Origin of the sequence: Serratia nematodiphila DZ0503SBS1 (assembly GCF_000738675.1) — a bacterium.
GTDB lineage: Bacteria > Pseudomonadota > Gammaproteobacteria > Enterobacterales > Enterobacteriaceae > Serratia > Serratia nematodiphila.
Map to the genome: position 1 here is coordinate 3825680 of NZ_JPUX01000001.1, position 13094 is coordinate 3838773.

At 60.4% G+C, this 13094-nt stretch carries 11 protein-coding genes and 1 other RNA gene; 3 read left to right on the plus strand and 9 right to left on the minus strand.

Translation table 11 applies throughout. The features are described from left to right. Positions 1-13 precede the first annotated feature (13 nt). From JL05_RS17630 to sufA, 7 genes are all read right to left on the minus strand, one after another. Complete coding sequence (locus JL05_RS17630) at positions 14-1027, minus strand: L,D-transpeptidase family protein (protein ID WP_033633191.1); 1014 nt, start codon at positions 1025-1027, stop codon at positions 14-16. A 295-nt stretch (positions 1028-1322) separates the two neighbouring features. Continuing rightward, on the minus strand, positions 1323-1739 hold the full coding sequence (gene sufE, locus JL05_RS17635) for a cysteine desulfuration protein SufE (RefSeq protein WP_004931358.1): 417 nt from the start codon (positions 1737-1739) through the stop codon (positions 1323-1325). Between the two features lie 36 nt (positions 1740-1775). Beyond that, entirely contained in the window at positions 1776-3002 is a 1227-nt protein-coding gene (gene sufS, locus JL05_RS17640) for a cysteine desulfurase SufS (protein WP_033633192.1), read from the minus strand. Further along, on the minus strand, positions 2999-4285 hold the full coding sequence (sufD, locus tag JL05_RS17645) for a Fe-S cluster assembly protein SufD (RefSeq protein ID WP_033633193.1): 1287 nt from the start codon (positions 4283-4285) through the stop codon (positions 2999-3001). The genes sufS and sufD overlap by 4 nt, the downstream gene beginning before the upstream one ends. Continuing rightward, complete coding sequence (gene sufC / locus JL05_RS17650; protein WP_004931365.1) at positions 4260-5006, minus strand: Fe-S cluster assembly ATPase SufC; 747 nt, start codon at positions 5004-5006, stop codon at positions 4260-4262. Before sufC ends, sufD begins: the two co-directional genes overlap by 26 nt. A gap of 43 nt (positions 5007-5049) precedes the next feature. Then, entirely contained in the window at positions 5050-6546 is a 1497-nt protein-coding gene (sufB, locus tag JL05_RS17655) for a Fe-S cluster assembly protein SufB (RefSeq protein ID WP_004931367.1), read from the minus strand. Positions 6547-6560: 14 nt separating this feature from the next. Then, a complete protein-coding gene (gene sufA, locus JL05_RS17660) occupies positions 6561-6932 on the minus strand; it encodes a Fe-S cluster assembly scaffold SufA (protein WP_004931368.1) in 372 nt (123 codons plus the stop codon). A 526-nt stretch (positions 6933-7458) separates the two neighbouring features. Between sufA and JL05_RS17665 the strand changes: the two genes are divergently transcribed. Continuing rightward, positions 7459-7863, plus strand: a complete 405-nt coding sequence (locus tag JL05_RS17665; RefSeq protein WP_004931369.1) for a hypothetical protein — start codon at positions 7459-7461, stop codon at positions 7861-7863. Between the two features lie 45 nt (positions 7864-7908). On the opposite strand, the gene menI is transcribed toward JL05_RS17665, so the two are convergent. Together menI and ydiJ are read right to left on the minus strand one after the other, a co-directional pair. Further along, entirely contained in the window at positions 7909-8325 is a 417-nt protein-coding gene (menI, locus tag JL05_RS17670) for a 1,4-dihydroxy-2-naphthoyl-CoA hydrolase (protein WP_016927938.1), read from the minus strand. Continuing rightward, positions 8322-11378 (minus strand): D-2-hydroxyglutarate dehydrogenase YdiJ, encoded by a 3057-nt coding sequence (gene ydiJ / locus JL05_RS17675; protein ID WP_033633194.1) that lies wholly within the window; start codon positions 11376-11378, stop codon positions 8322-8324. Before ydiJ ends, menI begins: the two co-directional genes overlap by 4 nt. A gap of 245 nt (positions 11379-11623) precedes the next feature. Between ydiJ and ydiK the strand changes: the two genes are divergently transcribed. Together ydiK and rprA are read left to right on the plus strand one after the other, a co-directional pair. After that, a complete protein-coding gene (gene ydiK / locus JL05_RS17680; protein ID WP_033633195.1) occupies positions 11624-12724 on the plus strand; it encodes an AI-2E family transporter YdiK in 1101 nt (366 codons plus the stop codon). Positions 12725-12981: 257 nt separating this feature from the next. Further along, an RNA gene (gene rprA, locus JL05_RS24465) (antisense sRNA RprA) lies at positions 12982-13091 on the plus strand. Positions 13092-13094 lie beyond the last annotated feature (3 nt).

Below are 13094 nucleotides of genomic sequence, written 5' to 3' on the forward strand. Positions count from 1 at the left end.
CAATCCTGCAAACCTAGTTCACCGAACTGATTGGCGCTGCCTTGAATGGGCTCTTATTCGCCGCAGGAGCCGCTGCAGGCGTCAAACTCACCGCAGACGGACTCTCCCCTACGTTGACCAGCACCGGCATGCCAGAACGGCGTACAACCGCGCTATCGAACACGGCGCGATCGGTCTGACCATCGGCCGCAAAGGCTTTCTCCGCTTTAGACAACGCGATCGGCATGGTCTGTGGATCGTCGCTTTCCACCCGCGACAGCGGTTGGTGCACTTCCACATAGCGTTTGCCGTCCGGCTCGACCGAAATCTTCACCGGATCGTTGATCACTTGCACCCGCGTACCGCGCGGCACCATGTTGAACAGCGCCTCGATATCCGTCGGACGCAGACGAATGCAGCCGGAGCTGACGCGCATGCCGATACCGAAGTTGGCGTTGGTGCCGTGGATCAGGTATTCACCGCGCCCCATCGCCAGACGCAGGGCGAACAGCCCCATCGGGTTCTCAGGGCCGGCCGGCACCACCGCAGGCAGCGTCACGCCCTGGGCTTGATAGCGCTTGCGGATGTTGGCGGTGGGCGTCCAGGTCGGATTAGGGATCTTCTGGCTAATGGAAGTCACCTCCAGCGGCGTGTGCATCCCGGTCTGGCCGATGCCGATCGGATAGACGATCACTTTGTTCTCGCCTTTCGGGTAGTAATAAAGGCGCAGCTCGGCCAGGTTGACGATGATCCCTTCACGCTTAGTGTCAGGCAGCAGCATTTGGGTCGGAATGGTCAGCACCGTACCCGGCTTGGGCAGGAACGGATCGGTGCCGGGGTTGGCTTCCAGCATGCCCAGCAGGCCGATCTTGTAGTCAGCGGCGATGGCTTCCAGCGGGCGGCCGTCGTTTGGCACGGTATAAGTGGTGTTTTCGCCGATCAGACGGCTGTCCGGCGGCGGCAGCGGGTACTCGGTCGCACTGGCGGCCTGCGTGCCGGCCAATACGGTGGCGAAGACCATGCCCATTAAACTCAACGCACGTTTCATTATCATCCCTATATTTTTATGACGGTTCGCCCACAAGGCTAACGAGCGCCAGGTGGTGGGTAAATCAGACAATACCTGATTAATACTAGCAACGCTGGTATCAAAGGCAATAAGTCCTCTAAAAATCAACACGTTATAACGTAATCGCCGTCATTGATTGTCAACGAAACGTCAACAGTTAAGCTGCTGAAATATCACTGAATTGGGCGCGTTGTCCGGAGGAAAATCGTGAATTGTAAAGACTCATTGACAAAGCAAAGGTATCAATGAGTCTTGAGGATGAAGGCGTTATAGTTCAGGCCAGCTGCGCCGCTTTACTGCGAATGGCGCGGATCATCGCCTCCAGCCCCTGCGAGCGCGAAGGCGTCAGATGTTGGCTGAGCGCCAGCTCGGTGAAAAACGGCCGCACATCGAGATCGACGATCTGCTGCGGCGTCAATTGGCGATAAAGAATGAACACCACCGCCAGCAGCCCTTTGACGATCGCCGCGTCGCTGTCGCCGTGAAACTCGACCTGCCCCTGCTCATCGCGGCGCATCACGATCCACACCTGGCTCTGACAACCGGAGATCAGGTTGCCGGCCTGCCGCTCCGCCTCGTCCAGCGGCGGCAATTTAGCGCCGAGTTCAATCACGTACAGGTATTTCTCCTCCCAGTTCAGACAGCGGGAGAAATTACGCACCAATTTATCTTTGTCCGGCAAATTCGCCATGGGGATCCTTTTGTACCGCCGGGGACGCGCCCCGGCCTAACCTAATAACTGATGAATGCGTTGCAGCCCGGCCACCAGCCGGTCCACCTCTTCGCGGGTATTATATAACGCCAGCGAAGCGCGGCACATGCTCGGCACCTGATAAAACGCCATCAGCGGCATCGCGCAGTGATGGCCGGTGCGAATGGCGATACCGTACTGATCGAGGAAGCTGCCGACGTCATAGGCATGGTGCTCTCCCAGATTGAAGGCGATCACCCCGGCGCGTTGCGCCGGACCATAGATTTTCAGCGTCGGCACCTGCTTGAGCGCCTCGAGCGCGTAATGCATCAGCGACTGTTCATAATCGTGGATCGCATTCAGGCTCAAGGCTTCGACGTAATCAAACGCCGCGCCCAGCCCCATGATGCCGGCGGTGTTCGGCGAACCGGCCTCGAAGCGCCACGGCGGATCGGCGAAGGTGGTGCCCGCCGTCAGGCTGACCTGCCGGATCATCGAGCCGCCCCCTTCCCACGGCGGCATCTGCTGCAACAACGCCTGGCGGCCATACAGCATGCCGATGCCGGAAGGGCCATACAGCTTATGGCCGGAAAACACGTAGAAATCGCAGTCCAGCGCCTGGACATCGACGCGCTGGTGCATCACCGCCTGCGCGCCGTCCACCAGCACCGTCAGATCCGGTGACAGGGTTCTGGCACGGGCGATGATCTCACGCACCGGGTTGACGGTGCCCAGCACGTTGGAGACCTCGGTCAGCGCCAGCAGTTTACAGGACGCGTCGACCAGTTCCGGCAACCGCGCCAGATCCAGCGTACCGTCCGGCTGCAGCGGCCACACCCGCAGCTGCAACCCGCGCTCCTGCGCCAGCATCTGCCACGGCACGATGTTGGCGTGGTGCTCCATCTCGGTGATGAGAATCGCATCGCCCGGCTGCAGCAGGTGGCGGCCAAAGCTGTTGGCCACCAGATTGATGCCTTCGGTGGTGCCCTTGACGAACACCATCTCTTCCGCCGAGGCAGCATTGATAAAGCGCGCCGCCTGTTCCCGCACCGCTTCCATCTGCTGAGTCGCCTCGGCGCTCAGGGTGTGGATACCGCGATGCACCGCCGCATACCCGTGGCGGTAGAACTCCAGCTCGCGGTCGATCACCGCCTGCGGTTTCTGCGCGCTGGCGGCGCTGTCGAGATAGGCCAGCGGTTGGCCGTTCACCTCACGCGCCAACAGCGGGAAATCGCCGCGCACGCGTTCAATCGGATAACTCATGCAGCCTCCCCCGGCAGGCGCTGGGCGATGCGCGCCAGCACCCGTTCCCGGATGGTGTCGTTGGCGATGCTTTCGGTTAGCTCGGCGGCGAAGGCGAAGATGATCATCTGCTGCGCCGCGTGCTTGTCGATGCCGCGCGACTGCAGATAGAACAGCTGCTCTTCATCGATGCGCCCCACGGTAGCGCCGTGGCTGCACTTGACGTCATCGGCGTAGATCTCCAGCTGCGGCTTGGTATCCACTTCCGCCACCTTGCCCAACAGCAGGTTATGGTTGGTCATCTGGCCGTCGGTTTTGATCGCGTGCTTGGCCACTTTGATCATGCCGTTGAACACCGCCTTGCCGCGATCGCTGACCACGGTTTTATGCAGCTGGCGGCTTTCGCAATAGCCCTTGTTGTGCTCCAGATAGGTGCGGGTGTCGCAAATCTCTTTGCCCACCGGCAGCACCAGGCTGTTGATCACCAGATTGGCGCCTTCGCCGTTCAACTGCGCGCTGGTGTTGTGCCGCGTCAGGCCGGCGCCCAGCAGGAAGCTGTCGCTTTTCACCCGCGCGTCGCGGCCGATCACCAGATCGTTGTGGGCAAAGTGGTAGCTTGGCTGGCTCTCAAACGCCAGCTTGCAGTGCAACAGCCCGGCGTTGTCCGCCACATTGGCGGTCAGGCGCGCGCCGGTGAAGTGTGCGGCCTCGCCCAGGCTGACATAGTGTTCAATCACGTCCGCCTCAGCCCCGCGCCCGATCTCCAGATGATGGCGGTGATGCACGGTGTTCACTTCCCCGGCGGCGCCGCGTCCGCTGCTGATGTGCAGCAGATACAGCGGGCGTGCAGGGATCTTGCCGGCCGGCAAGCGAATCAGGCTGGTTTCCTGCGCCAGGCTTTCGGTCAGGTGCAGAAAAATCTCCGGCTGGATCGGCTCCGGCAACGCCTGAGGCGTGCCATAGGCGGTCAACTCGAACTGGTAGTCGTCCAGGTCGCCATCGCTCAGCGCGGCGCTGTAGCGGCCGTCGATAAACACCAGCCGACAGGCATCGATGCCGAGCGCCAGCGCATCGAGCTGCTCTGCGCTCACCGGGGCGGGCTGCGGCTCGAGGAATTGCTGCTCCAGCAGGCTCTCCAGCGGCGTGTATTTCCAGTTTTCATGCTTGCGCGTCGGCCAGCCGAGGCGCAGCGCCTGCTGCCAGTGCGCCAGCGCATGCGGCGAACGCTCGCCGCCGCGGCCTTCGAACAGGCGATACAGCTGCTGCAGCGCGTTTGAATTACTGTTGGTCGGTAAGCCAGCCATAGCCCTGCTCCTCCAACTGTTTCACCAGCGAGAAATCGCCGGATTTGACGATGCGCCCCTGGGACAGCACGTGTACGTAATCCGGTTTGATGTAGTCCAGAATGCGCTGATAGTGGGTGACGATGATAAAGGCGCGCTTGCCGTCCCGCAGCGAGTTGACGCCGTTGGCGACGATTTTGAGCGCATCGATGTCCAGGCCCGAATCGGTTTCATCGAGAATGCACAGATCCGGCTCCAGCGCCGCCATCTGCAGAATGTCGTTGCGCTTTTTCTCACCGCCGGAGAAGCCGACGTTGACCGAACGGGTCAGCAGATCGGCCGGCATATCCAGCAGCGCGATTTTCTCTTCGATGAAATCGGCGAAGTCAAAGCGATCCAGCGGCTCCTGCTCGCGGTATTTGCGCACCGCGTTGACCGACGTCTGCAGGAAGAAGTGGTTGCTGACGCCGGGGATCTCCACCGGGTACTGGAAGGCCAGGAACACGCCCTCGCCCGCGCGATCTTCCGGATCCAGCTCCAGCAGATCCTTGCCCTTGAAGGTGACTTCCCCTTCGGTCACTTCGTACTCTTCACGCCCGGCCAGCGTGGCGGACAGCGTGCTCTTGCCCGAGCCGTTCGGCCCCATGATGGCGTGCACTTCGCCCGGTTTGATCTCCAGATCCAATCCCTTGAGGATCTCGTTGCCTTCCACGCTGACTTTCAAATTCTTGATGCTTAACATGCTGTGTCCTCAGATAGCGCCGACGGCGCTAAAAATGCGGCGATTAACCCACGCTGTGTTCCAGGCTGATGGCCAGGAGTTTTTGCGCCTCGACGGCGAACTCCAGCGGCAGCTCGGAGAAAACGTCCTTGCAGAAACCGTTGACGATCATCGAAATGGCGTCATCCTCGCTGATGCCGCGCTGCAGGCAGTAGAACAGCTGGTCATCGCCGATCTTCGAGGTAGTGGCTTCGTGCTCCAGCTGAGCGCTGTTGTTGCGCGCTTCAACGTAAGGGAACGTGTGGGCGCCGCTGTCCGGCCCGATCAGCATCGAGTCGCACTGGGTAAAATTACGGGCGTTTTCCGCCCCCGGCAGGATTTTCACCAGGCCGCGATAGGTGTTCTCGCTGTGGCCGGCGGAGATGCCTTTGGCGATGATGGTCGACCTGGTGTTTTTGCCGATGTGGATCATCTTGGTGCCGGTATCCGCCTGCTGATGACCGCTGGTCAGCGCCACCGAGAAGAATTCGCCGATCGAGTTGTCGCCCTGCAAAATCACGCTCGGGTATTTCCAGGTGATGGCCGAGCCGGTTTCCGACTGGGTCCAGGACATTTTCGAACCGGCGCCTTCGCACAGCGCGCGCTTGGTGACGAAGTTGAGGATACCGCCCTTGCTCTCGCCGCCGGAGAACCAGTTCTGCACCGTCGAGTATTTCACTTCGGCGTCTTTATGCAGGATCACTTCCACCACCGCCGCGTGCAGCTGGTAGCTGTCGCGCACCGGGGCGGAACAGCCTTCGATATAGCTGACGTAACTGCCTTCGTCGGCGATCAGGATGGTGCGCTCGAACTGGCCGGTTTTGGCGGCGTTGATGCGGAAGTAGGTCGACAGCTCCATCGGGCAGCGCACGCCTTTCGGCACATAGACGAAGGTGCCGTCGGAGGCCACCGCGGCGTTCAGCGCAGCGAAGAAGTTATCGTTGGACGGCACCACGCGCCCCAGGTATTGACGCACCAGATCCGGGTATTCCTGGATCGCTTCGCCGAACGAGCAGAAGATCACCCCGCTCTCCGCCAGTTTTTCACGGTAGGTGGTGGCGACCGAGACCGAGTCGAAGATGGCGTCCACCGCCACCTCGCTTCCCTCGCGCACCGGCACGCCGAGCTGGTTGAACGCCAGCTCCACTTCGCTGGTCAGGTAATCTTTTTCCGTCGCCGCGCCCGGTTGCTGCTCGGCGCCGGGCTGCGAACCGCATGCATCGTCGCAGCTGCCGCAGGACGGCGCCGAATAGTAACTGTAGTCCTGGTAGTTCAGGCGTTCGTAATTGGCCTTCAGCCAATGCGGCTCTTCCATCTGCAGCCAGGCGCGATAAGCCTCGAGGCGGAATTCCAGCATCCACTCGGGTTCGTTGCGCTTGGCCGAGATGGCGCGCACCACCTCTTCGTTGATGCCCTTGGCCAACTCATCGGTTGCCAGCTGGGTGAAGAAACCTTCTTTGTAGCGACCTTCGCTGACCCAAGCCTGCACTTCATTAGGCATTTCTACATTGCTTCGTGTCATGTTGATTGCATCGCTCAAACGCCAAAGCTCTCGCCGCACCCGCAGGCATGCTGAGCTTTAGGGTTGTTGAATTTGAATATCTGATTCAGCCCTTCGCGGACGTAATCTACCGTGGTGCCATCGATGAACGGCATGGCCTTCAGCGGCACATAGAGTTTGGCGCCGTCGCGCTCAAACAGCAGATCGTCATCGGCGGGTTCGCGGGTCAGATCCAGCACATAGGCAAAGCCGGCGCAGCCGGATTGTTTCACCCCTAGCTGCAGCCCTTTCACCTGCGGATCCTGCTGCATCAGTTTGGTTATTTGTCGTACGGCGCTGTCGCTGAGCGAAATGCCTTGCCAGACATTTTCATCCAGAGAAAAAGTGCCGACATTTTCCGTTTGCATAGGGTCTACCTCACACTCGTGTTTGGCCACAGCCAATCTGGGTTGCTTATATGTTAGTGATAACGATTATCACTTCAACCGTTTGTTTTGCGGGGGTATCCGCCGCGAGCGCGGTTTTTCGCTGCGGCGTGCGGCAAGCCAGCGGGACATCCGTGGCGGCTTGCGGCGTCTGACGGCAAGGTGTGCATGCTATCCCTATGAATTTGTTCTTTATCCTGCATCACCGTACCGCACTCCCCGGTGGCCCGTCAGCGTTACAGCGCCGCGGTACGTTGCCGATCTAAACATTCATAGAAAATACCTATTTCTGCATTCTGTCTGTCGTAAATGTGCGTTTATCGGCATTTCGTGGCGCAGCGCAAGCGCGCGCCCTCAGGTTAAAGTTTAGTCGCTCAGCATCAAGTTGGGTCGTCGGCGGCGTTTTACACCCCGCGCGATGAAAAAACGCCACGCCGGGGATTGATCGGCAACGCGGCAGTTTATATGATAATGATTATCATTCAATTTGAATTTGAGCGCGAAGCCAATGACTCTTTCGATCAACGCATGGTTGCTGGGCAAGATTGATGACTACAAATTCAGCGTGCGCGACGCCACGGTGGACTTTTACATGGCCGAAGCGGCGCTACGGCGCCCGGAATGCAATATCGACCACCTGAAACGGTACAACAGCGTCAGCCTGACCATGGCCAATTTGTGTCTGGAGAACGGCGACGACGACAGCTACCTGCACGCGCTCAGCAAGCTGCACAACCGGCTGATCGTCGAGATCAACAACCCACAGCGTTGCCAGCTTTTTCGGGTGCAAAGCTACCACTTCGCCCGCCATACGCTGACGCTGATCTGCCAAAAATATGCAATGGAAGGCACCTGGGAGAAGGCGAACGCGTTTCAGAAGGACTTCGTCAAACGCGTGCCGTTTCAGCTGTAAAGCGAAAGGCTCCGCAGGCCGATCGCCTGCGGAAAGCGGCGGGGATCAGTCGATGACCGCCGTGGTCAGACGCGAGGTGCAGCACAACCGATCGCGCGCGTCGAAGATCTCGATTTGCCACACCTGATGGCGACGGCCGACGTGCAGTGCGCGGCACACCCCGCGCACCTGGCCATCGAACACCGCGCGCAGGTGGTTGGCGTTGATCTCCAGCCCCACCACTTTCTGCTCGCCCTCACTGCACAGGTAGCCGGCCATCGATCCCATCGATTCCGCCAGCACCACCGACGCCCCGCCGTGCAACAGCCCGAACGGCTGCCGGGTGCGGCCATCGACCGGCATGGTGGCCTCGAGGAAATCCTCGCCCAATTGGGTAAACTCGATGCCCACATGGCTGACCATGCAGCCGTCGCCGGCGCGGTTCAGCTGCTCCAGCGATGTTTCACGTTTCCACAATTTCACTCAATCATCTCCAGAAGTGCCTGTAATGGGTGGCGCACGCCATTGCCCTCGATGCGTTTCACCTGGCTGCGGCAGGAATAGCCGGTCGCCAGGCAGCGCTGCCGCGGCAAACGCTGTAACGTCGGATGCCATGATAGCTCATAAATGCCGAGCGAGTTTTGCAGGTTCTTGGCTTCATGGCCGTAAGTGCCCGCCATGCCGCAGCAGCCGACGCTGACGTTCTCCAGTTTGGCGCCGAAACGGGCGAAGATCGCCGCCCACTGTTGGCCGCTGGCCGGCAGCGCGGTGGTTTCGGTGCAGTGGCCGAACAGATACCACGGCTCGCCGGTCGCCGGCTGTTCGGCGCGATCCGCGATCCGCTGCTGCAGCCATTCATGCACCAGCTGCACCTGGAAATCGCCGCGCTCGGCGCCGAGGATCTCGCGGTATTCGTCGCGGTAACACAGCACCAGCGCCGGATCGACGCCCACCAGCGGCATGCCTAGCTGCGCCACGCGGTTGAGGAAATCGGCGGTTTTGCGCGCGGTGCGGGCGAAGCGCGTCAGGAAACCTTTCACATGTTGCGCCTTGCCGTTCGGCGAGAACGGCAGCAGCACCGGTTTATAGCCGAGCTTCTCCACCAGCCGGACAAAGTCCGCCACCACTTTGGCGTCGTAATAGCTGGTGAACGGATCCTGGACGATCAACACGTGTTCTGCGCGCTGCTCGGCGCTCAGCCCTTCCAACTGCTCCAGCGTCAGCGTGGTCGCGCGGTGGCCGGACAGCTGCTGACGCAGCGTCGGGCTTGACAACAGCGGCAGATCGACCATGCCGATGGCGTTGCGGCTCATCTTCCGCAGCCACGGCTGGCGGAAGAAGAAGTTGAACACCTTTGGCGCGCGGGCCATCAACGGGGTATAGCTCTCCACGCCGGCGACCATGTAGTCGCTTACCGGGCGCAGATAGCGAGTGTGGTAGAGCTGCAGGAAGCGCGAACGAAATCCCGGCACGTCAATCTTGATGGGACACTGGGTTGAACAGGCCTTACAGGCCAGGCAGCCGGACATCGCCTCTTTCACTTCGTGCGAGAAGTCGTACTCGCCCTTGCCGGCGTGCCAGCTGTTGCGGGTTTTCTCGATCAGGCCGCGCAAGCTGAGGCGCTGCTGCGGCAGCTGTTTCTCCAGCGCCAGCGGATCGACCCCCTGCTCGGCCAACAGACGCAGCCACTCGCGCACCAGCGTCGCCCGCCCTTTCGGCGAATGAATGCGGTTGCCGCTGATCTTCATCGACGGACACATCGGGCTGCGCACGTCGAAGTTGAAGCACAGACCGTTGCCGTTACACTCCAGCGCGCCACGGAACGAGGTGCGCACCTCGACCGGGATCTGGCGATCGAAGGTGCCGCGTTTGACCGCATCCACCTGCATCATCGGCGCATCCACCGCCAGCGGCGAACAGATCTTGCCTGGGTTCAGGCGGTTATCCGGATCGAACGCCGCCTTGATGCGGCGCAGCTCTTCATACAGCGTTTCTCCGAAGAATTCAGGGCTGTATTCCGCGCGGAACCCCTTGCCGTGTTCCCCCCACAGCAGGCCGCCGTATTTGGCGGTCAGCGCCACCACCCGATCGGAGATCTGCTTCATCAGCACTTCCTGCTGCGGGTCGCACATGTCGAGCGCCGGGCGCACGTGCAGCACCCCGGCGTCGACGTGGCCAAACATGCCATAGCTCAGATTGTGGTCATCGAGCAGTTGCCGAAATTCGACGATATAGTCCGCCAGATGTTGCGGCGGCACACAGGTGTCCTCGGCGAACGGAATCGGCTTGGCGCGCCCTTTGGCGTTGCCCAGCAGCCCGACCGCCTTCTTGCGCATGTTGTAAATGCGCTCGATGCCAGCCAGATCGCCGCAGATCTGGTACCCGATCACGCCGCCCTGCCGCTGCGCGATCAATTCGTCCAGCCGTTGGCACAGGGCCTCCATCTGGCCGTCGATCAGCGCCCGATCGTCGCCGGCGAACTCGACGATGTTCAGCCCGAGCATCTCTTTATCCGGCACGTCGGCGATCAGTTCGTTCACCGAGTGCCAAACGATGTCTTCACGCGCCAGGTTCAGCACCTTGGAATCGATGGTTTCCACCGACAGCGCCTTGGCCTCGACCATAAAGGGCGCATTGCGCAGCGCCGAGTCGAAGGAGTCGTACTTCACGTTAACCAGGCGGCGCACTTTCGGCAGCGGCGTGATGTCCAGCCGCGCCTCGGTGATAAACGCCAGCGTGCCCTCGGCGCCGGTCAGAATACGCGTCAAATCGAAGGTTTGCAGATCGTCGCTCAGCACGTGGCGCAGATCGTAACCGGTGAGGAAGCGGTTGAGCTTGGGGAATTTCTCCAGGATCAGCGCGCGCTGCTCGCGGCAGCGGTTGAGCACCGTGCGGTAGATGCGCCCTTCGGCGGTCTCTTCCAGAGCAATCGTTTCCGCCAGCGCCGTCGGCATGGCGCGGGTATCGATCATCTCACCGCCCAGCAGCACCGCCCGCAGGCCCAACACGTGATCGGAGGTTTTGCCGTACACCAGCGAGCCCTGGCCGGAGGCATCGGTGTTGATCATTCCCCCCAGCGTGGCGCGGTTGCTGGTGGACAGTTCCGGCGAGAAGAAGTAGCCGAACGGCCGCAGGTATTGATTCAACTGGTCCTTGATCACCCCGGCTTCGACTTTCACCCAGCCTTGTTCGACGTTGATCTCCAGAATGCGGTTCATATGGCGCGACATATCGACCACGATGCCGGTATTGAGCGACTGGCCGTTGGTGCCGGTGCCGCCGCCGCGCGGGCTGAAGGTCAGCGTGTTGAAGCGCTCTTCTCCGGCCAGACGGGCGATCAGCGCCACGTCGGCGGTGGAACGGGGGAACACCACCGCATCGGGCAGCAGCTGATAGATACTGTTGTCGGTGGCCATCGTCAGCCGGTCGGCATAGCTGGTGGCGGTATCGCCGTTGAATCCGTTTTGCTTCAGTGCTTCCAAAAAGTCGAGCACCCGTTGAACCAGGCCGGGCGCCTGAGAAATCTGTGGGATCATTCGCTTTTTTGACCCTGTCCGTCTATTTTTTATGCGCTGATGTACGCTGAATCGGGCCTTTAATTCAGACCCACCCTATTTTTTAGTGACACTAAAAACTAACATACTCGTTTAGTGAAGGCATTCACATTATTACCGCCCTGCGAGCGCCGCCACAGGCGGCCGCCTAGCGGTGAGAAACCGACCGACAGGCACCCCGATTCGCCGGTGCCAGGGATTTAATTGACCAGGATGAGAACCCACTGATGCCACTCCCGCAATCGCGTTACGACTTACCGCGAATTATTTTCGGCGTGCTGTTTATCGCCATCATGATCGTCGCCTGTTTTTGGGTGATCCAACCGTTTATTCTCGGCTTCGCCTGGGCGGGCATGGTGGTGATCGCCACCTGGCCGCTGCTGCTCAAACTGCAAAAGCTGCTGTGGGGCCGCCGTTCGCTGGCGGTGTTGGTCATGACCCTGCTGCTGATCCTGCTGTTCATTCTGCCTATCTCACTGCTGATCAGCAGCGTGGTGGATAACAGCGCGCCGCTGATCGCCTGGGCCAGTTCGCCGGGCAAACTGCATATTCCCGATCTCGCCTGGCTGCAGTCCGTGCCGATGATCGGCGACAAACTCTATACCAGCTACCACACGCTGGTTAACGCCGGCGGCGCTGCGCTGCTGGCGAAGGTGCAGCCGTACTTTGGCCAAACCGCCACCTGGTTCGTGGCGCAGGCGGCGCATATCGGCCGCCTGCTGCTGCACTGCGCGCTGATGCTGCTGTTCAGCGCCTTGTTGTATGCGCGCGGTGAGCAGGTGGCGCTGGGTATCCGCCACTTTGCGGTGCGCCTCGGTTCCGCGCGCGGCGATGCGGCGGTGCTGCTGGGCGGCCAGGCGATCCGCGCCGTCGCGCTGGGCGTGGTGGTGACGGCGTTGGTGCAGTCGGTGCTGGGCGGCATCGGTCTGGCGGTAAGCGGCATTCCTGCCGCCACCCTGCTGACGATGCTGATCTTCATCTGCTGTGTGGCGCAATTGGGGCCGCTGTTGGTGCTGGTGCCGGCCATCATCTGGCTGTACTGGCACGGCGACACCACCTGGGGCACCGTGCTGCTGGTCTGGAGCTGCGTGGTGGCCACGCTGGATAACGTGCTGCGCCCGGTGCTGATCCGCATGGGCGCCGATCTGCCGCTGCTGCTGATCCTGTCCGGCGTTATCGGCGGTTTGCTGGCCTTCGGCATGATTGGCCTGTTCATCGGCCCGGTGGTGTTGGCGGTATCTTATCGCCTGCTGACCGCCTGGATGGATGAAGCGCCGGAGCCGACCTCCGCGCCGGAGCAAGTCATCGACGATCTGGAAAAACGCTAATTCCCCCTTCCGCCCGCAGCGTCGGGCGGAGCTTTTCACGCCCGTCATTATTTCTACCTCATTCGAGTAATATTTCCGCCCAATATAATGCCGCCCTATATTGATTACGGTACGGCGAATGAAAGATGCAATGTAAATCCCTGTTTGTTGCAAACGGAAAAAAGAGATAACTCCCGCAAATAAAATGTGATGCCGCTATCGATTAGGATGATTCTTAATGACTAGTCGCGTTCAAAAATCTAGTATTATGGCCATCTATTGCTTCAAATCACTGATTTTAAAGCAACCTTTCTGAACAATGTAATGCCATACATGTGAATTGCTGTGTGTAGTCTTTGCCCATCTCCTACGGTGGGCTTTTTTTTATTCT

Bases quoted from the DNA above. Each gene is read 5' to 3' on its own strand.
- JL05_RS17630 (WP_033633191.1), bottom strand. From the start codon at position 1,027: ATGAAACGTGCGTTGAGTTTAATGGGCATGGTCTTCGCCACCGTATTG.
- sufE (WP_004931358.1), bottom strand. From the start codon at position 1,739: ATGGCGAATTTGCCGGACAAAGATAAATTGGTGCGTAATTTCTCCCGC.
- sufS (WP_033633192.1), bottom strand. From the start codon at position 3,002: ATGAGTTATCCGATTGAACGCGTGCGCGGCGATTTCCCGCTGTTGGCG.
- sufD (WP_033633193.1), bottom strand. From the start codon at position 4,285: ATGGCTGGCTTACCGACCAACAGTAATTCAAACGCGCTGCAGCAGCTG.
- sufC (WP_004931365.1), bottom strand. From the start codon at position 5,006: ATGTTAAGCATCAAGAATTTGAAAGTCAGCGTGGAAGGCAACGAGATC.
- sufB (WP_004931367.1), bottom strand. From the start codon at position 6,546: ATGACACGAAGCAATGTAGAAATGCCTAATGAAGTGCAGGCTTGGGTC.
- sufA (WP_004931368.1), bottom strand. From the start codon at position 6,932: ATGCAAACGGAAAATGTCGGCACTTTTTCTCTGGATGAAAATGTCTGG.
- JL05_RS17665 (WP_004931369.1), top strand. From the start codon at position 7,459: ATGACTCTTTCGATCAACGCATGGTTGCTGGGCAAGATTGATGACTAC.
- ydiJ (WP_033633194.1), bottom strand. From the start codon at position 11,378: ATGATCCCACAGATTTCTCAGGCGCCCGGCCTGGTTCAACGGGTGCTC.
- ydiK (WP_033633195.1), top strand. From the start codon at position 11,624: ATGCCACTCCCGCAATCGCGTTACGACTTACCGCGAATTATTTTCGGC.